Origin of the sequence: Parabacteroides sp. AF39-10AC, assembly GCF_003635405.1 — a bacterium.
In the GTDB taxonomy this organism is placed as follows: domain Bacteria; phylum Bacteroidota; class Bacteroidia; order Bacteroidales; family Tannerellaceae; genus Parabacteroides; species Parabacteroides distasonis.
In genome coordinates this window covers 1-17,634 of the sequence record NZ_QTLP01000023.1, presented here as the reverse complement: position 1 = coordinate 17,634, position 17,634 = coordinate 1, and the positions used below count along the sequence as shown (strand labels likewise).

General features: G+C 43.8%; 20 protein-coding genes. 1 reads left to right on the top strand and 19 read right to left on the bottom strand.

Features of this window, described 5'->3' with window-relative positions:
- Positions 1–3: 3 nt before the first annotated feature.
- The 8 genes from DW033_RS18175 to DW033_RS18145 form a co-directional block, all read right to left on the bottom strand.
- Entirely contained in the window at positions 4–810 is an 807-nt protein-coding gene (locus tag DW033_RS18175) for a DUF1080 domain-containing protein (RefSeq protein ID WP_005863943.1), read from the bottom strand.
- A gap of 98 nt (positions 811–908) precedes the next feature.
- Positions 909–2,453, bottom strand: a complete 1,545-nt coding sequence (locus DW033_RS18170; RefSeq protein ID WP_005863945.1) for a Gfo/Idh/MocA family protein — start codon at positions 2,451–2,453, stop codon at positions 909–911.
- A 72-nt stretch (positions 2,454–2,525) separates the two neighbouring features.
- On the bottom strand, positions 2,526–3,359 hold the full coding sequence (locus DW033_RS25015) for a RagB/SusD family nutrient uptake outer membrane protein (RefSeq protein WP_233554242.1): 834 nt from the start codon (positions 3,357–3,359) through the stop codon (positions 2,526–2,528).
- 30 nt (positions 3,360–3,389) lie between these two features.
- Positions 3,390–4,094 carry a RagB/SusD family nutrient uptake outer membrane protein gene (locus DW033_RS25010; protein ID WP_233554240.1) on the bottom strand — a complete coding sequence of 235 codons (705 nt, stop codon included), beginning with the start codon at positions 4,092–4,094 and terminating at the stop codon, positions 3,390–3,392.
- A 19-nt stretch (positions 4,095–4,113) separates the two neighbouring features.
- Positions 4,114–7,257 carry a SusC/RagA family TonB-linked outer membrane protein gene (locus DW033_RS18160; protein ID WP_122383007.1) on the bottom strand — a complete coding sequence of 1,048 codons (3,144 nt, stop codon included), beginning with the start codon at positions 7,255–7,257 and terminating at the stop codon, positions 4,114–4,116.
- A gap of 262 nt (positions 7,258–7,519) precedes the next feature.
- On the bottom strand, positions 7,520–8,494 hold the full coding sequence (locus DW033_RS18155; RefSeq protein ID WP_005863952.1) for a FecR family protein: 975 nt from the start codon (positions 8,492–8,494) through the stop codon (positions 7,520–7,522).
- Between the two features lie 70 nt (positions 8,495–8,564).
- Entirely contained in the window at positions 8,565–9,035 is a 471-nt protein-coding gene (locus tag DW033_RS18150; protein ID WP_009016469.1) for an N-acetylmuramoyl-L-alanine amidase, read from the bottom strand.
- Positions 9,032–9,466 (bottom strand): HU family DNA-binding protein, encoded by a 435-nt coding sequence (locus DW033_RS18145; RefSeq protein WP_005863956.1) that lies wholly within the window; start codon positions 9,464–9,466, stop codon positions 9,032–9,034. Before DW033_RS18145 ends, DW033_RS18150 begins: the two co-directional genes overlap by 4 nt.
- Before the next feature lie 184 nt (positions 9,467–9,650).
- Between DW033_RS18145 and DW033_RS18140 the strand changes: the two genes are divergently transcribed.
- A complete protein-coding gene (locus DW033_RS18140) occupies positions 9,651–10,766 on the top strand; it encodes an ATP-binding protein (protein ID WP_005863959.1) in 1,116 nt (371 codons plus the stop codon).
- Between the two features lie 75 nt (positions 10,767–10,841).
- On the opposite strand, the gene DW033_RS18135 is transcribed toward DW033_RS18140, so the two are convergent.
- The 11 genes from DW033_RS18135 to DW033_RS18095 all read right to left on the bottom strand — a co-directional run bounded on the left by DW033_RS18135 (position 10,842) and on the right by DW033_RS18095 (position 17,417).
- A complete protein-coding gene (locus tag DW033_RS18135) occupies positions 10,842–12,053 on the bottom strand; it encodes a 6-bladed beta-propeller (protein WP_008773300.1) in 1,212 nt (403 codons plus the stop codon).
- A 7-nt stretch (positions 12,054–12,060) separates the two neighbouring features.
- Complete coding sequence (locus tag DW033_RS25005) at positions 12,061–12,447, bottom strand: hypothetical protein (RefSeq protein ID WP_229103509.1); 387 nt, start codon at positions 12,445–12,447, stop codon at positions 12,061–12,063.
- A 108-nt stretch (positions 12,448–12,555) separates the two neighbouring features.
- Positions 12,556–13,275 carry a 6-bladed beta-propeller gene (locus DW033_RS25000; RefSeq protein WP_229040570.1) on the bottom strand — a complete coding sequence of 240 codons (720 nt, stop codon included), beginning with the start codon at positions 13,273–13,275 and terminating at the stop codon, positions 12,556–12,558.
- A gap of 153 nt (positions 13,276–13,428) precedes the next feature.
- Positions 13,429–13,569 (bottom strand): hypothetical protein, encoded by a 141-nt coding sequence (locus tag DW033_RS24530; protein WP_005863964.1) that lies wholly within the window; start codon positions 13,567–13,569, stop codon positions 13,429–13,431.
- Between the two features lie 16 nt (positions 13,570–13,585).
- The gene (locus DW033_RS18125; RefSeq protein WP_048926877.1) at positions 13,586–14,749 is read right to left on the bottom strand and encodes a 6-bladed beta-propeller; all 1,164 of its coding nucleotides are present in this window, start codon (positions 14,747–14,749) and stop codon (positions 13,586–13,588) included.
- A gap of 39 nt (positions 14,750–14,788) precedes the next feature.
- A complete protein-coding gene (locus DW033_RS24395) occupies positions 14,789–15,079 on the bottom strand; it encodes a hypothetical protein (RefSeq protein WP_005863966.1) in 291 nt (96 codons plus the stop codon).
- 69 nt (positions 15,080–15,148) lie between these two features.
- The gene (locus DW033_RS18115) at positions 15,149–15,370 is read right to left on the bottom strand and encodes a hypothetical protein (protein ID WP_005863967.1); all 222 of its coding nucleotides are present in this window, start codon (positions 15,368–15,370) and stop codon (positions 15,149–15,151) included.
- A 63-nt stretch (positions 15,371–15,433) separates the two neighbouring features.
- Positions 15,434–15,826, bottom strand: a complete 393-nt coding sequence (locus DW033_RS18110) for a hypothetical protein (protein WP_233554239.1) — start codon at positions 15,824–15,826, stop codon at positions 15,434–15,436.
- A 248-nt stretch (positions 15,827–16,074) separates the two neighbouring features.
- Positions 16,075–16,302 carry a DUF4248 domain-containing protein gene (locus DW033_RS18105; protein ID WP_005863971.1) on the bottom strand — a complete coding sequence of 76 codons (228 nt, stop codon included), beginning with the start codon at positions 16,300–16,302 and terminating at the stop codon, positions 16,075–16,077.
- Positions 16,289–16,903: a DUF6633 family protein gene (locus DW033_RS18100; RefSeq protein ID WP_081024259.1), complete on the bottom strand. Its 615-nt coding sequence runs from the start codon at positions 16,901–16,903 to the stop codon at positions 16,289–16,291. The genes DW033_RS18105 and DW033_RS18100 overlap by 14 nt, the downstream gene beginning before the upstream one ends.
- On the bottom strand, positions 16,806–17,417 hold the full coding sequence (locus tag DW033_RS18095; protein ID WP_048926875.1) for a DUF4373 domain-containing protein: 612 nt from the start codon (positions 17,415–17,417) through the stop codon (positions 16,806–16,808). Before DW033_RS18095 ends, DW033_RS18100 begins: the two co-directional genes overlap by 98 nt.
- Positions 17,418–17,634: the final 217 nt, after the last annotated feature.

Here is a 17,634-nt window from a genome sequence, read left to right as displayed (position 1 = left end):
ATTTTAGAGCTCTTTGATTCGGATATTGCGGAAGCAAACACCATAACCGTGGTCTTGCATACCGATGTAACCCGGTTGTTTTCCGCATTGTAGCATCAAGTCGTAAGCTTCCGGGCATTTCTCCGGACTCGTGCTGAACTTGCTGAACTTACTATGATCCACTAACGCACGCCATACCGGTGTACCGAACTGGAATTCCAGCACTTTCACGTCGTTCATGTAATGGATCACGCGTTGGTTATAGACAACGATTCTCGTCTTGTTCCAGTTTCCGTACGGTTTTACGGGTTGTGGATCCGGCATAATCATGTCATATACGGCACCGGCCTGACGGTTACCGTCGCAACCTTCCCATGCGTCCGGCATATTCTCGTTGTCGAGTAACTGATATTCTGGGCTGGAGTAATAAATAGGTGTACCCTCAATTTCTTGCGCTGTATAGAAGATACCGCTATTACCGGCCTTGTCGATCTTCCATTCGATCTCGAAAACGAAATTTTTGAACTTCTTGTCGTAGATCAAGTCGCCGAAGCCCGTGTCTGCCTTATTGTCGCTACCTTTATAGGTGATCGATCCGTCTTCAACCACCCAACCTTGGGGTACATCCTGACGGCAATAGCCGCGCCATCCGTTCAAGGTCTTGCCGTCGAACATGGTGATCCACTCGCCTCCCGTAGGGATACCGTCGCTATCGAGGGCTTGGGTTTGGGCGGTTTGCGTTCCGGCATCGTTGGTATTACCGCCGGAGGTACATGACAAGGCCGATGCGAATAAGGCTACGGCCATAATACTGCTATAAATCTTTTTCATCGCTATTATGAATGTTTGTTGTTTGTTAGAAACTTGTTAGATAATTATTAGGAATTTGTTAGGTTCCTGTTAGGTTACCGTTAGATTCCTGTTAGCTTTTATAACTTCAGGTCTTCCCATCCATCGCGGTATTTCCGCTTGATGAATTGGTTCGCCTGCTCGAAATTGGTGATACGCATATTCGCTCCATCCCATAGGAAAGTCTTGTTTCTTCCCGGATAGATGAAGCCTTCACGCTCTCCGTAGATCGAGTCGTTATGTTTCACTTGTTCCCGGATATTATGGCTCCGTAAGATCAAGTTACCCATCAATACGGTCTCCGTCAACGGACCGGCGTATCCTTCGAATGGAGATTCTACGTCCGCCTTGTCGTACCCTGCGATACAAGAGTCGATCCATGCCCAATAGTGGCCATTCGTACCCCCTTCGATACGTTTATATTTATGAGGAATGTTCACGTCTTTGTTGAATAAAGGTTTCTTGTTCGCCTTTACCCCCTTCGGCCAGAATCTTGGATCGGAACCACCCCAGCCGCAAGAAGCCATACCTTTCGTACCTACGAATACGGTTGCGCCTTCCACGTCCATCATATCCAAGTCTCCCATCGTGCAGGTCATATCGGCATCTGGGTCGATCTCCTCGAAACGTTCTGGCATGATACCGCCGTCCATCCAATATAGGCTCAAGTCGCTTCCGTCTTTCTTCTTGAATTTATAACGGATCGAGCTGGCTACCGGGCAACTTTCAGGATAATAGGCTTCTTCGAAGATTCCGGAGTAAACATTGGTCGTGCTGCAAGAAACCTCGGTCGGATAGCCTAATTGAAGCAATTTGAATGGAGGGCCGATGATGTGGCAACCCATATCTCCAAGAGCGCCTGTACCGAAACGCCACCAACCACGCCAGTTGAACGGAACCAAATTATCCACATAGTCTACATACTCCGCTGTTCCTAACCATAAATCCCAATTCAAGCCTTTAGGAACAGGCGGTTTCTGGTTCGACCAAGGAATACCTTGCGGCCATACGGGGCGGTTGGTCCAGCAATATACTTTCTGGATGTCACCCAACAGATCTGCCTCGAGCCATTCACGAAGGGTACGCATACCGTCGCAAGAGTTACCTTGGTCACCCATCTGGGTCACGACCTTATATTTCTTGGCAGCCTCGGTAAGGATACGTGCCTCGTAAATATCGTGCGCGATCGGTTTTTGCAGATATACGTGCTTACCCATCCGCATAGCGCCGAAAGCTTGGATCGCATGGTTATGATCCGGGGTGGAGATACATACGGCATCGAAGTTCTTACCTTCCTTCTCGTACATCTCACGGAAGTCGTTAAAATACTTAGCTTTTGGATAGGTCTTGCGAGCGTCGACAGATTGACGGTCATCCACGTCGCACAGACAGGTGATCGCCGCGTTCTTATGCGGCGTATTCATTAAGCTACCCAAATCGGCGGCTCCCATACCGCCGCAGCCTATTTTCGCGATATAAAGCTTATCGCTGGGAGCTACATGTCCTAATCCCGCTACGGTAAAGCTGGGCAGGATCGTAAGGGCGGCAGCGCCTGTGGCTGCCATCCCAAGGAATTCCCTTCTAGAGATTCCAGTCGGACTGGATTGTTTATTTACCTCTTTCATAAATTTGTTCATATTATGATTAATAATTGAATTGGGGTCTAAAGAATTGAGATTAAAAACAGACTGATATGATTAGAATGCCGGATATCCCGGGTTCTGAACCAAATTATTGTTCTTCTGCCAAGCCTTGAACGGGATCGGGAAGATCTTACGATATTCCGGAGTCTGTTTCGGCTTCATATATCTCGGTTTCAGATAAGTCCCGAAGCGGATCATATCTTGGCGGCGGACAAATTCGAATGCCAACTCATAACCACGCTCGTTATAAATATCATCTAATGTCACGCTCGTGTAATTATGATCGGAATTACCATAAGCCCTTTCCCGGATAGCGTTTACCAGACGAGTAGCTTCACCGAGATCCCCGCCCATGCGAACCAAGGCTTCCGCTTTCATTAGGTATACATCAGCCAGACGGAAAATAGCGATATCGTTCTCCATATTGGTATTTTGCATGCCTTTCTCATATACCCACTTATTGATACGTGCGCCGTCTTCTTGGTGAACTTCGCCCCACGGAGTTAAGTTACCGTCCGCATCGGTTTTCTCTGTTCCCGGTACCACATTTAAGTCGATCGTATGGATCAAGTCATGTCCTAGGGTCGTTTTCAAAATCTCTCCCGTGCTAGGGTCGATCATCGGGCCGATCAAGAACGAACCTTCGTAACGAGGATCTTCCGTATCAAATGTGCGGACAAAATCCGGCTGGGCGTTGATACCGTTCCACATACCGCCGGTGAAACCTAATACATCGGGATCCAGATAATGCAATGTCCAAAGATGGATGGAGTTGCCCCACTCATCGGATGCCTTGTAGCAGATCGGGAGAATGATCTCTCGTGATACCTCGTTATGAACCTCGAAATTGGTTTTCCAATTCGGTTCGATGATATATTCGAGTTTCATGATCTCGTCGCATTGCTCCACAACACCTTTCTAGTTCGGTTCACCGATCCATTCCTCGGCGTTGAGGTACATCTTCGCCAATACCATGCGGGCAGCACCTTGCGTAAACTTACCGTAGCTGGCATCTGATACATCGGAGCGCAAGTTCGGGATGATCTCGGTTAATTCCTTAACCACATATTTATAAATGTCCGCACGGCTTGTGCTGGAGGGCAAGGAGGTATCCTCAAAATCTGTCACTAGTGGGGCGTTACCGAAGATATCTACGATTACATAATACCAGAAAGCGCGTAATCCTCTTAACTCGGACAAGTATTGAAGCTTAAGCTCATCGCTCATGGCTTCGCTTTTCTCTATAATATTATATACGGAGTTAACCGTAGTTAGGCCTCCCGTACAATAATCCCAGCAATTTTCTACAGAGTAAGAGTTCGGTTTCCAGCTATGCATACATTGTTCCATATACTGTCCACCGTCCCACCAGTCACCACCTACACGTGTCGGTGCCATCAAGATATCGGCTGTCATATCGGCCGCCCCCCAAGGACCGTCGTAGGCTAGCATATTTTTCAAAGATTGATATGCCGGAGCCATGATTGCGTTGATCTGCTTTTCCGTTGTCCCGAATTCGTCGGTAGGAAGTTTGTCGTATACGTTCTCGTCCAAATCCATGCAAGAGACAAGCGCTACCGGAGCGAGTACGGCACATATTATATTTTTGAATAATCTTTTCATGATCGTTACTGTTTATGTATTAGAAATTCAAGTTTAATCCAACAGAGAATGTGCGTGCCTTCGGATAAAATTCACGAGGTTCTACACCCGGGGTTAAACCGTCTCCTGAATCCATAGGGACTTCGGGATCAAGACCTTTATATTTCGTGATAACGAATAGGTTTTGTGCCGTGAAATAAACACGGATACCGTTCAAAGCTTTGATCTTATAACCTAAAGTCAAGTTGTCGAGACGCATAAAAGATCCTTTCTCTAAATAATAGTTGGAGAATCTAGGAGTTTCGCTTAACGTATAGGTCAATGGATCGTCCAGCGCATTCGTTCCCGGCAGGAATCCGGATTGAGCGTATGCCATGCGGGTCGCATTCAATATATCATTACCGATCGTTCCACGCAAGAAAAATGATAAGTCAAAATTCTTGTAACGGAAAGAGTTGGTGATACCGTAAGTCAATTTCGGCTGTGCGGAACCGATGTAGTCGTAATCCGCCGGATCGGAAATCTCGCCGTCGCCGTCTTTATCTACCAAGATATATCTACCGTTCTCGTCAATACCGTTACAAACCAAACCGTAGAATTGTCCGATAGGGCGTCCTTCTTCCAATACGTGCGTACCACTGGAGCTTCCACCCCGGATGAATACGTCACCTAATAAGATCTTATCCATCGTGAATACATCGTTGGATAAACGAGTTACCTCATTTTCATTGTGAGCCAAGTTCAAGGAAATGTTCCAGTCGAAATCCTTTGTGCGGATAGCGTCTGCGTTCAAACTCAACTCGATACCCGTATTACGCATATCACCTACGTTTGCCATGATCTTATTATATAAATAAGGAGGGGTTGGTACCGGATAGGTATAAAGCATGTCAGAGGTCTTTTTGTTATACCATTCGATACGACCTCCTAGGCGGCTATCCAATACGGAGAAATCAAGTCCGATGTTCAACATCGCTGTTTGTTCCCATTTTAGGTCCGGATTGGCGTTCTGGCTGATCTTATAAGAAGGCAACCAAGAACCGGTATCATAATATACACCATCTGTGCCGTAAAGCTCGAGGGTTTTGTAGGGGTCCAATCCTGTTTGATTACCAGTGATACCATAACCGACACTTAACTTTAAGTCGTTAAGCCAGTTTACTTTTTGCATAAATGATTCTTGGGTGATATTCCAACCCACGGAAACGGAAGGGAAGGTACCCCATTTGTTATTCGTTCCAAATTTGGAAGAACCATCCCGGCGTACGGTAGCTGTCAACATATATTTCTCATTGAAGCTATAATTGGCTCTTGCGTATAAAGAGATCAGGCGACTTTGCCATTTCTCAGACTCCGCGTCTCCGGGGTTCAGGTTTTGTCCCGCGGCCAAATTGTTAGCGCCTAATAAATCAGTGACGAAACCACGGGTCTGTACGTGAGTCTCCTCATAGTTCTCCTCTTCCCAAGAATAACCGATCAAGGCATTGATCTTATGCTTATTGAACTCTGCCGAGTAATTGGCGGTCCATTCCATCAAATCCTTATCACGCAATCTCGACCAACGTTCGGCCTTACCGCCATCGTTGTAGCCGGCTTGAGACTCGATGCTACTGTATTTACTCTCATCTTCCGTGTTCCGGCTTTTAGCTAAAAGAACTTTAGCCTCTAAGCCATCGATAATCGTATAACCGACATCAGCGGTTCCATAGAAATTATTGATGCGGTTCTTATGTGTATTCTCTTTCTGGTTACGTACCGGGTTTCCTTGGTCGTATTCACGTGTGTCGAACCAAGATCCATCCTCTAGCTTAACCGGACGTACGGGAATCATATTGTAGGCAAGCAAGAAGTTTGTCGTATTTGTCGGTGCGTTATCCGTAACGGTAGCCACGCCGGTGATGCTTACTTTCAAACGATCCTCCAGCGCACGTTGGGAGAATTGGAAACGGGCGTTGTAACGGTTCATGGAGTTATCGCGTGCGATACCTTCACGTTGCATATAAGAAAGGGAACCTCTATAGTTATGGTGTGAACCACCTCCTGATAAAGACACGGCATGATCCTGTTGGAAACCGATTCTCGTGATCTCGTCGAACCAATCCGTGTTCGCTCCCATGTCAAAATCCTTACCATCCTTACCCGGGGTAGAGGAAGTATAGCTACGCCATTGGTCCGCTGTTAACAGATTCGGTTTGTTAGCTAAGGTAGATACACCGAACGCTCCATTATAAGCGATGGTCGGTTTGCTGGCGTAACCTTTCTTCGTAGTGATAAGGATAACACCACCCGCTGAACGGGAACCATAGATAGCGGCTGAAGACGCGTCTTTCAAGATAGAGATAGATTCGATATCCTGCGGATTAACCGTAGACATGTCCATGCCCGGTACATTATCGATAACAACCAACGGACCTTGGTCCTTTTGTAAGGTTGACATACCTCTTAATTGAATCGTCGAGTTGCCCGTTACGTCGCCGGAACCCGTATTGATCGTTAAACCGGCCACCTTACCTTGTAACAAATCCGCTGCGTTACGAGTCAGACCTTGGTTGAAATCCTCAGCGGTCACATTGGTGATAGAACCGGTAATCTCACGTTTTGTCTGCGTACCGTAACCTACTACGACTACCTCGTCCAGTTTTTGAGTGTCTTCTTTCAAGTTTACATTGATCACGTTTTTACCGCCTACCGGTTGCAACTGTGTCATGTAACCGATATAGGAAAACTCAAGGGTCGCGTTAGAGGATACTTCCATAACGTATTTACCATCCAGATCTGTAATCGTGCCGTTGGTCGTGCCTTTCTCGACAACGTTAGCGCCGATAATAGCGTTTCCTTCCGCATCTTTAACGACACCGGTAATACGTTTTTTAGTTTGCTGGGCGACAATGTTTTTATTAAATACATTGATATTTCGTCCTTCGATCGAATATTTCAAACTCGTGTTGCGTAGTGCTTGCGATAAGATATTTTCTATGGACTTATCGGTTGAGTTCACGCTCACTTTTACGTTCTTTACGTCAGAATCCACATAGAAGAATAAGAAATCGCTTTGTTTTTCTATAATAGCGAATAGATCGGTTAGCGGGGCCTGATCCGTCTTCACGGAAATCGTTACAGATTGTGAATAGGAATTAGTCGCTACCGCTTGGAACAGTGTCAAGAAAAGTAAAATAAAGGACATTTTTAGGACCGAGAGCATTTTTTTTAAGTCTTTGGACCTAAAAGACCTATAATACGAAACATTTTCCATATTTTTGTACTGATAAAAGGTTGATAATATGCGTCTGCCACAAAATTTGGTCGTGGAGTAGCAGAAGCAGGAATTAATTCTTTTTAATGGGGCCGGCTGTATTTTTGCAGCCGGTTTTGTTTTTTTTGAAAGATATGATCCGTGTTATCTCATAGGCATTGCTTGTTTTTTAAGATGTGTTGATATTTTTATTTTATTGAATATAGTAAGTTCCATCTCTTTGTGACCATTTGATCGGCAAACTGCGAGATATTACTTGTAAAATCTCCTTTAAAGATTGATCCTCGCTGAATGTTCCGGATACAGTGACATTCGGGTCCAGCAATCTCTTGTTTTCTATATGGATCGGGATCTCGTATCTTTTCTCAAGCTCATTCAGCAAGGTACAAAGCGCTATTGATTTATACTTTAGCAAGCCGTCTTTCCATGCCAGATTTTCTTTTGCGTTGACGGATTGGATATCAATCTTGTTCGTTGAACGGATGAATGTAAGTTGCTGGTCGGGAGCGAGTAAGACTTGTTGTGTCGGGCTTTCGAAACGGATAGACCCTTCCAGCAGGACGGCTGTGATCTGATCCTTCCCTTTATCGGCTTTTACACTAAAGGTCGTTCCTAATACCCGTATGGAGGCATTTCCCATATCGACGATGAAAGGTCTTTCCGGATTTTTCGCCACCTCGAAATAGGCTTCTCCTTCCAAATTAACCTTTCGCTGATCCGTACCGTATGCGTCAGAGTAGGTAAAGCGACTATTCCGGTTCAAAATGATCTTCGTACCATCATCCAATGTAAAATGAGATTTATTTTTATCGGTTATATAGGTATAGAATTGCTGAACCTTCCCTTCCCGGGTATTTAAGTGCGTCGTAGCGAAAAACAGAACAAGAAAGGCGATTGCCGCCGCAATGGGAGTAGCGATGAAACGGATCAGCCTCAATCTCTTTTGCCGGCTTTGATCGTCGATCTTCTTTCTCAAATTATCGAGGGACACATTAGGCATTAAGGAATGGCTGAACGAGACTTCCGCATCCCAATAACTCTTTAGCAACCGAAATTCTTTTTTGTTCTTTTCGTCTGCGTTCAGCCATTCGCTCAGCGAAAGAAAATCTTCCGAGGAGCTGTTGCCACTTAATATCCTTGTGATAATATGATCTATGCTGTTCTCCATTTTAAGTTGTTTCTATACTAATAGTCGCAACCAAATTTGAAAACCCTTAGTGGGAGCATAGATTTTTTACTTATTTTTTTCGTAGCTCATACACGAGTTCTTTGTATTCGGGGATCGCGTTGAATGAGGGGCATTGTTTGATCCATTCATCCGGCGAGATCGTCCCGTCTCCGTTTAAGTCCTCCGAGAGATCCCGGTGCCCACAGACCCATGAGCCGGGAAAGCAGATTAAGAGATGCCGGATCAAACGTAACAACGAGGTCTTTTGAGCCTGTGTGCGGGTATCCCGTGGCTGTCCGGTGATGTCCAGTCCACCCTCGTAGCAAATCCCGATGCTGTGTTTGTTGTGTCCTCTCGCATGAGCCGGAATTTGCTCTAGCGGGCGCAGGTTCACTACTTCTCCCGATTTACGGATGTAGAAGTTGTAACCGGCACGGAGGAATCCCCGTGCCTTATGGTCACTCTCCAGTTGCTCCGGGCTATAATCCGTATTCTCACGGGTTGCCGAGCAATGAATCACGATCAGGTCAATTTTTCTCATATCTCGTCCGGGCTTTCGCTATCAGAACCTGCGCTCTTTTTCGTAACCTCCAGAGGCTCGAAATTCACCTCATTGCGGGTAGTCCGCAGGGCCGAGCCCGGGAAAAAGATAATACGTGCCCCCTTTATCTTGGTGGCGTCGAAGTCCTCGGGCGTATTCGTTCCTTCGGAGTTAATAGACATACGGAAGTTTCCAAATTCTCCCAATTGCACCACGTTGCCGGAGGAAAGTTCCAGATCCATCGCCCAGTTTAATGAATCGAGCACCGCTTTCACGTCCGCCGACGAAAGTGTGGAGCGAGAGCAAATCAGTTTACATAATTTGTTGAGGTCCGAAGTCCCCGACGTTTTAGCGATCGCGTAGTTCTTTACTGAGTCTTTCTCTGCGCCGTTCAATACCTTACGCTTTACTACTTTAAATTTCACTGCCATAATTTTGAATTTTAAAAGGTTAATTACTAATGACAATGCAAAGATAGACCCTCTGAAAAACGGGAATCGGCGAGTGTCGGTGAGTGTCGGGATATGTAAGTAGTAGTCGGTTTACTTGTTATTCTGGTTTTTTATTACGTAATTTGCGTTACGTGAATTGCGTAATGCAAATAAGATGCTGAATATGAATAATCCTTTTTTAATAGTTGGTTATCAAGGTCCAGAATATTTTTGTGATCGGGAGAAAGAGACAGAAGTGATTTTATCCGCTCTTCATAATGGGAGAAATATCACGTTGGTAAGCCCTCGCCGTATGGGAAAGACCGGTTTGATCAAGAATGTTTTTTATACGCTACAAGAAAAGGAGAAGAATGCCAAGTGCTTCTACTTAGATATTTTCTCTACTCAAAATTTGCGTGAGTTTGTCGCTTTGTTGGGAAGGGAGATCTTAGGTAAGCTGGATAGTCTCTCTCAATCTACGCTGAAGACCTTGCTTTCTTTTTTTAAGAGTTGCCGTCCCGTGATAACAATGGATGAGTTATCGGGCATTCCGTCTGTATCCTTGGATATCGTCCCTTCGAAAGAGGAGGAGACGCTGAAGGAGATTTTCGACTACTTGCGGCAGTCTGGAAGAGAATGTTATCTGGCTATTGACGAGTTCCAGCAAATCATGGAATATCCGGAGAAAGGGGTGGAAGGCCTATTGCGTTCTTATATTCAATTTTTGCCGAATGTTCATTTTATCTTTTCGGGGAGTAAAAAGCACTTGATGGAATATATATTCTTCTCAATCAAGCGCCCCTTCTATCAATCCACCCAAAAATTATTTTTAGACAAGATCAGCAAGGAGGTGTATTTTTCCTTTGCCCATTCTTTCTTCGAGAAGGAAGGGAAGGAGCTTCCGGAAGAAATATTTGATAAGGTGTACACATGGGTAGATGGGCATACTTGGTATGTGCAATATCTTTTGAACCGTCTCTTCGCTTTACCGGAAAAAACACTTTCTCCGGAGCTTCTTGATTCTCTCATGATGGAGATCTTACGGGAAGAAGAATATACCTACCAGACTTATTTCCAATTGTTGACATTTAATCAAATCCAGCTATTGAAAGCGATCGCCAAGGAAGGGATTGTCCGGGAGGTCAATGCTGCCGCCTTCATCAAAAAGTATGATTTGAAGGCGGTGAGTAGCGTGAATACTTCCTTAAGGATCTTAATAGATAAGGAGTTTATATTGAGGCAACCGGATGGGTATATCGTGTATGATAGGTTCATGTCTATTTGGCTCAGCCGGATATGACAACGGATGAAAAATATTTAGTTGACACAGTTTGCTCGTACTACCAAAAATTATTCCATTAATATTATGATGGGATTATCTTCTTTGCCCAAATGCCAAAATATTTGTTCTCTTTTTTCTACACAACACGATCAGTTGATTTGTGTCCTCTCCCCAACTTTCGAACTGTTTTTGCAAGGTAGGGGATAGGGTGCGTTTCTTATCCTTTATCCATTGCGCTAGGTCGAACCATTCCATGGTCGTAATGTATAGGTCGTTAGTACTCCAACGAGGCCAGAAATTGGGGCCACCTAAAATATCGTCGGTGATTTTCATCCCGTCCTCATTTTTCACAACAAAACCCTCCCTCTCTTTTTTATCGTAAATCACGAATTTGTAATCATTCTCATTCTCTCCCCGTTGAGTCTGCTTTTGCCTGACTGCGGTGAAAAAGAAGTAACGATCGTCTTCCTCCAATCTTGGTATATTCCAATAATTAATCGCATTTTTGTTATATGCGTCCTCGGAATACCAAGCCTCGTACTCTATGGGCATCTGGTATTTACCCATATCTAGATAGAGATAAGGTCTCCATTTTGTTCCCGATAACTGATATACGGTATCTCTTGACGAGCGGGTTTTCATATAAACATTCTCTTTATATTTCGAGAATTCTCTCAATTCAGAGGAGGAGACAAAAGAAAATCCCTCGTTGAGACTCTCTATCCCATAATTCGGATTGGGCATGACAGTAACGGTATCACCCGCTAAACTCAATGCGCAAGCCATATATTTATCTATATGCATACAAAGATTACAAGTCCATAATACAGAATCCACAAAGACTATATTAAAAAAGTAATCATTAATTTTCTCCTTCCGAAGAAAATTTCCATCGTAATCATAATATAAGATCTGTTGCGTATCCGCATGGATGATCTCTTTTCGAGTAGGATTTATATCTATGCCTAGAATATAGAGATATTCGTCGGGTCCTTGTCCTTGACGGCCTATCTGTTTAACGAATTCACCGGTTCTCGTAAATTTGTAAATTCCTTGCCTTGTGTGAATCAACCAGAAATTATCACCGCAGACAATGTTTAAGATGCGGGAGATTACGATATCATGTGGAGTCTTCAACTCTAAATACTCAATGGTATCGGCTATCTCGGAGATTTTCATCTTTTGCTCTGTCTCTATGCATCGCTCGAAAAGTATGGTTCGCAACTTATCCGGATTCTCTGGGTTTCGATTGCATCCTACCGTTAAAAGTATGCATATCGCTGAGATTGTGATTATGGCTTTCATGTTTCTTTTATTTTGTTTTCAATTTTCCTATAAAGACGATACAATTATCATCATCGGTAATTCGATTATTCAACTCTTTTACTTTTCTCAACACCTCCGGAGATAGTTTTTGATTGGAAATCAAAACTTTTTCCAATTGCTCTTTTAATGCGTAAGGTTCCATGATCGCAGTGAAATAACCTCGATTGAAGGACGGATTGGTAGGCCCATCTATATTCCCTAGCATATTCCATTTCAAATTCACGAAACAACCTTTAAGGCTTTGTTTGTCTACTAGGATTTTCGGGAAACGGGGTAACTCATTATTCCAAGAGGTTTGCGTATACCAAGTGACTAGAAAGTGATTGGGCAGCTCCGTGAAATAATGGCAGATCGGCTCATGACCCGTATGCATCGTAAAAACAGGGTGTAGCGTATTCGAGTCTATGTCATAATGATAAAGTGTGTCTTGCGAGGCTATACAATTATGAAGATAGAAGTCGGAAGCGTTGGTATTCAAGGACTACCGTACCTCATAATCGTAAGTGCTTGGGATCAACATGAATTGGTCGGAGACCGGATATTCTTGGATGATATTGCCTTCGAAATCCTGTGTCCAGATCAATGCGGTGGGAGTTCCCTGAAAAGGTATGCACATGACGGTTACTGTTTTTTTCTCGTCATTGATAACAAATCGTCCTTTATGGGTTATATAGGCCAGAGGAATGTGTTTTTGTGGCTGCCCGTCGAGGTCAAACACTAATATCTTAGAGGCACGAATCTCCATTAGATAGATTTTATTATTATTTTCATCTAAATACTGATCATAAATAGATAAGTTATATTCATCCGGCCCTTGTCCTTGGGAGGAGATCTTTCTGATGAAATCCCCATTACGGTTATAGAGCTTACAAGAAGAGCCTGCCCTAAAAGATTTCACTAAAATATAATGGTCACTCACGGCTATATGGGTATCTTGTCCTGCGGCGGTCAGTGCGTCTTCCGAATTTTCTAGGCGAATAACTTGAAAGGAAGATAGCAAGGAGCTTAATGGTAAATTGAATGTATCCTTTACGGAAGAAAAGTCTAAATTAGTCACCGGATCTCCTTGCAGATTAATAACCTGAGCTATGACCGGGCAATTATCCAAGGTCAACTTTCTGGATACATTTGTCTCTTTATTTCCGCATGAGGAAACAACCGTTAGTAACGTGATCGATACGTAATATATGATTTTATTCATGCGTTTTTTTATTTAAACAATGAATATTACACAAGTTGAATCATTCCATGAAAATGGAATGATGATTTGTGTTTACAGAGTCCTCACGACAAACATATACTTCTTCCTGTATATAAGCAAATAATATCTCCGATATTTTCGTAAAGGTGTTGTCTAGCATTTATTGAGGCTCTTTTTGTTGGTAGTAAAGCCCTCTATGTTCACCTCAGATCGTTCCAATGCCTTATCCGGATGACGGCATCCTTCGTGTTGGCGTGATTCCCTATGACCACCAGCTGATGAATTGTTTTCCATCACTGTTGATATTTTTTTACTTTTTAGATTTCACCAACATTACCACCCGATTGTCATCCTCTTCCAATGTCGCGGCCACTTCTTTTAGTTTGCCTTTCAACTTTCCCTTTTGATAGTCCCGGCAAAGATCGAAAGCGTTCAGGGTAGCCCATGATTCACCTTGGGCATTGATAGGGGTCAGCATAACCATATAGAATTCATTTTTAGAAGTATAATCTCCATTGTATATAATATACCTAGAAAACTCCTTTTCTTGGGTATCATACACAAAGTAGGTTTTAGGGAATCCTTCTTCTTTCCTGAAATCATATACGTTTTTTATACCTTCCATGAAATAATAGCGATTGGATATCAACCTCGGAATCAAGAACACTTCCGGATCCATGGTATGGATAGGTGGCGTTCGTGCGATAAACGGACGTAAACTGCAATCGGGCATCAATGTGTAGATCGTATCTGATGAGGGTTCTAATAGAATCCAATTACCATTAAACGGAGTGATTCTGCTGTAAGATCCCGGTCCGGCAGCTCTTGTACTATTTTCCATCCGTAAGACTTGAAAAAAGTACTTCTTCTCTTTAAAGGAAGGTCTTATTTCCTTGGTTATGCTCCCGTCCTGCTTCGATACGAGCAGGAAGGGTATCTCAGCATTGATTTCATCGTAACAAATCAGATTTTCTTTGTCATAATTGAATATTTCCCAATAGAACTGAGAGTCACCTTCTGTTTTCTGCTTCAAACTGCGTTTAAAATTTCCCTCTAAATCATAAACCTTTATTCTTTTCTTATAGTGATCATTTATAAATATTTCATTGTTTTCTTCGTCCAACGTAACACATCTAAAATTTATATATTCTTCCCCTCCTTGTCCTTTACGGTTTATCTTACGGATGGCCTTTCCGCTCCGGTCATATACGAATATATTCCCATCATTATTATAATTTGCCACTATTATGTATTTTTCACCAACCGCTTGTACATATCCCTGATTAATAAACTCATCGTTTGTTTCCAGAGGAATGTATTCCACATCCATGAAGTCTTGCAGTACCAGTTCTTTTTTGGTTGAATAACTTTCATTTACATCTACGGTAATAAACTCATCGGTCGATGAATGACTGCCTCCACACCCTGTCACTACAAACAGGATGGTTACTCCTATAAAACTGAATGTTTTCATTTGCCTATTATTTTATTTATTGTTTATTCCGCTATTTTTTTACATGACATAGGTTAGAACGTCTTTTCTTTTGCTCAAGGTTATACATTTATTCTTTTCTGTTTCCAGCTCTTGTTCCAGACGTGCTTTTTCTATGGAATCATGCGATAACTCATAGCGTTTGGATAATAAAGCCGCTTGTTCCCACTGTTTTTGTGCCAAGGCGCTATCCGGATGTTGGGGCATTAATCTCTCTACCTTCTGGAAGATTGAAGGGTGATGGTTTGGCCTATCACAAGAAATAAAATAGGTTAAGCCTAGTATTAAGAGGTAAACAAAGGTTTTTCTCATAAGTCCATTATATGTAAGGGGTAAAAGTAATAAAAAAATTTATACTATCACCTACCGTTTTCTTATTTCTTAATAGTTCCTTTTCTCCTTATATTTGTAATCCACCCCGAATAGGGCGCCGGCGAAAGTGGAGACCTCACCGAAGCCGATTAATACGGAATTATGGATCTCTCCCGTGGGGCTACACCAGAATCCCATGAACAGCAGCGAGAGGCCGGCTAGGCATAACATCACGGCTACTGTTAATTGTATATTTATTCTTTTCTGATACTTATTTCTTTTATGGTTCATAGGATGAGTTTTTATTTTGTCGAGGTCGTTTTTTGAGAATCACGATGAGGGCAAGGCCCGGCGCTAGCCATAGCCACCAAGGGGTCGCCTGTCTTTTTCGCTCCTTGCTCTCCTGCGATACGTGCGTGGCGGACTGGTTTGCGTGGATCGTTGGGCGCTGGATAGGGAAGAGGTGTCTGTTGCCGATCGCCGGGATTGTTCTTGCAGGGTGGCGGTGGTCACGGACAGCGGATATTGCCGCCCGGAACTGTCGGGGGAAGAGAAGGTTACTTGGCGCAGGGTGGCCGATAGGTGATTCCGGCTGTCGCTTTTGGCTTGGCGAAAGAGATGGTCGATACGGATTGCCGAGAGGGAGTCTTTCTCGTGTTTATACAGCCTTTGCTTGTTATCTCGTGAAACCGAGCAAGACAATGCGGATAGGATAATTAGCCCGATACATACAAGTTTATTCATCATTTCTTTTTTCCGCAAAGGTAAGAGACTGAAAAAAGGGCAGTCGGTCAGTGTCGGTCAATGTCGGGATTTGTACCCGAAAAAAAGACGTACGTATTTTCGGAAAAAGTCGTACGTGTTTTTCGAAAAACATGTACGTGTTTTTTTGAGAACATTTACGGCCGTGATTCGCTCGAAAAAAAGAGTTGGATTACGGGAGAAATCACCGTTATGCCGTTAATAATGGAAAATTGATAATTGAGGCTTGGAAATTAAAGATTCCAATTCTCGGGGTCACCCATATGATCGACGATGGTCCGCACTTGCAAGGGCGTGTAAAGGCGGATGCCTTTACGATAGCCGATGGCTTCGAGGGCAGACAGTAGCTCCGGGTCCCGGCGGATGAAACGGGTCAATTGCGTGGAGGCCGAGGAGGGGAGTACGTTCGGGAAATATAAAAGGGCCAACTCTTGATGGCCATAGATTCTATTCGTGTTCATGGTGTTGCTGTTTTTGTTCTTTTAATCTTAAATACTCTTCATACGTGATACCACTCGAGGAGGGGGTGGTCGTGGCGGGAGCTGCCGTGTCCGGTTGCCGGTAGCGGACGCTCTCTTTCCGTCGCTCGTCCATGAATTGCAGGAGCGAGGTCGTGATGGTCAAGGCATCCACCGATCCGTAGAAGCGTCCGTACCGTCCGCATTTCAGCCGGTGGAAGAAAAGGAGTATCTCGGAAGCCTTTAAAAATGGGTACTCTGTGAGAATCAAGGCTGACAGCTCTTTTTGGCGGCTGACGGGCATTTTCTCTTTTACCCCCGCGAACAGGTTTACGTTCTCCAGCTGGATGCAGATCCATACGATAGCTACCGGTTCACCGTAGCCGACGGCTATCGTGGCCAGCGTAGGGGCCGTGCCCGTATAGGTCCGCTCCGGGTGACGGGCGGCGGCGATCTGTAGATCGGGGGTGAATATCGATAGGAAACCTTGGGCGTCTCCGTATCGTTTACGCATGTCGGCTAGCGCTTGTGGCGTTGGCTGCCATTTGGAGTAACTCGGCTCTGCGGCCTGCCTCTCCGTTATCATTTGAGGTCGAATGTTCATTTCTAGCTTGAATTTTTGTTACCGTGTTTGTTTTATTTCCTTTTCCTTTTCCTTTTGGGGCTGTTTCTGTCGCTAAAACCGGGGTTTCTGTAACAGGAACCGATATTTCTACCGTAGAAATAGGGGCGGTCTCTTCCCGGATTTCCCATTCGGGGGAGATACGGGATATGCTCCGCTTGTTGATTTCCCGATAGCGGGATTGGATTCCGAAAGATGTGAGGATTCCTTGCAGGGCGAATAGTTCCTGATTAAATAATCGGATCTCAACACAAAATCCGATGATCTCACGGATCTGTTCTTCCTTCAGATTGAGCGTAAATCCGATATCAAAACAGAAATCGTCCGTGTATCGGATGTAATATCCCGTGGTGCCATACGCTTCACACAGGATCGCCATGTAGGTGGAGAAACCTTCGCATCCATAATTTTGAAATAAGCGACGTATTTTTCGATCGGACAGCATATCGGTGTCCAGTGGAAAATAACTTAATCCTTTCTTGATTGGTCTCGACATAATTTTTTAATTTAGTGTGGCATTCAGATTAGTTTCCCGTACGAGGGATGAAGAAATAGGTTTAAGGTTCGGCTAACAAACTCGAAAACGAAATTCGACACTCTCTTCCAACTCTATTTTGATGCGAACTTAGTTATTTTAGATGAATATAGACTCTAAATAGGGTATCCTATATTATAATGTACCCGATATCCGTTGCCGTAAAAAACTTGAAAAA

Coding starts and splice junctions, on each gene's coding strand:
- DW033_RS18095 (WP_048926875.1), bottom strand. CDS start 17,417: ATGTCGAGACCAATCAAGAAAGGATTAAGTTATTTTCCACTGGACACC.
- DW033_RS18150 (WP_009016469.1), bottom strand. CDS start 9,035: ATGAGAAAAATTGACCTGATCGTGATTCATTGCTCGGCAACCCGTGAG.
- DW033_RS18170 (WP_005863945.1), bottom strand. CDS start 2,453: ATGAAAGAGGTAAATAAACAATCCAGTCCGACTGGAATCTCTAGAAGG.
- DW033_RS18105 (WP_005863971.1), bottom strand. CDS start 16,302: ATGAACACGAATAGAATCTATGGCCATCAAGAGTTGGCCCTTTTATAT.
- DW033_RS24395 (WP_005863966.1), bottom strand. CDS start 15,079: ATGAGAAAAACCTTTGTTTACCTCTTAATACTAGGCTTAACCTATTTT.
- DW033_RS18100 (WP_081024259.1), bottom strand. CDS start 16,903: ATGAACATTCGACCTCAAATGATAACGGAGAGGCAGGCCGCAGAGCCG.
- DW033_RS25010 (WP_233554240.1), bottom strand. CDS start 4,094: ATGAAAAGATTATTCAAAAATATAATATGTGCCGTACTCGCTCCGGTA.
- DW033_RS18135 (WP_008773300.1), bottom strand. CDS start 12,053: ATGAAAGCCATAATCACAATCTCAGCGATATGCATACTTTTAACGGTA.
- DW033_RS18110 (WP_233554239.1), bottom strand. CDS start 15,826: ATGATGAATAAACTTGTATGTATCGGGCTAATTATCCTATCCGCATTG.
- DW033_RS18175 (WP_005863943.1), bottom strand. CDS start 810: ATGAAAAAGATTTATAGCAGTATTATGGCCGTAGCCTTATTCGCATCG.
- DW033_RS25000 (WP_229040570.1), bottom strand. CDS start 13,275: ATGAATAAAATCATATATTACGTATCGATCACGTTACTAACGGTTGTT.
- DW033_RS18125 (WP_048926877.1), bottom strand. CDS start 14,749: ATGAAAACATTCAGTTTTATAGGAGTAACCATCCTGTTTGTAGTGACA.
- DW033_RS24530 (WP_005863964.1), bottom strand. CDS start 13,569: ATGGAAAACAATTCATCAGCTGGTGGTCATAGGGAATCACGCCAACAC.
- DW033_RS18160 (WP_122383007.1), bottom strand. CDS start 7,257: ATGTCCTTTATTTTACTTTTCTTGACACTGTTCCAAGCGGTAGCGACT.
- DW033_RS25005 (WP_229103509.1), bottom strand. CDS start 12,447: ATGCATACGGGTCATGAGCCGATCTGCCATTATTTCACGGAGCTGCCC.
- DW033_RS18145 (WP_005863956.1), bottom strand. CDS start 9,466: ATGGCAGTGAAATTTAAAGTAGTAAAGCGTAAGGTATTGAACGGCGCA.
- DW033_RS25015 (WP_233554242.1), bottom strand. CDS start 3,359: ATGAAACTCGAATATATCATCGAACCGAATTGGAAAACCAATTTCGAG.
- DW033_RS18155 (WP_005863952.1), bottom strand. CDS start 8,494: ATGGAGAACAGCATAGATCATATTATCACAAGGATATTAAGTGGCAAC.
- DW033_RS18140 (WP_005863959.1), top strand. CDS start 9,651: ATGAATAATCCTTTTTTAATAGTTGGTTATCAAGGTCCAGAATATTTT.
- DW033_RS18115 (WP_005863967.1), bottom strand. CDS start 15,370: ATGAACCATAAAAGAAATAAGTATCAGAAAAGAATAAATATACAATTA.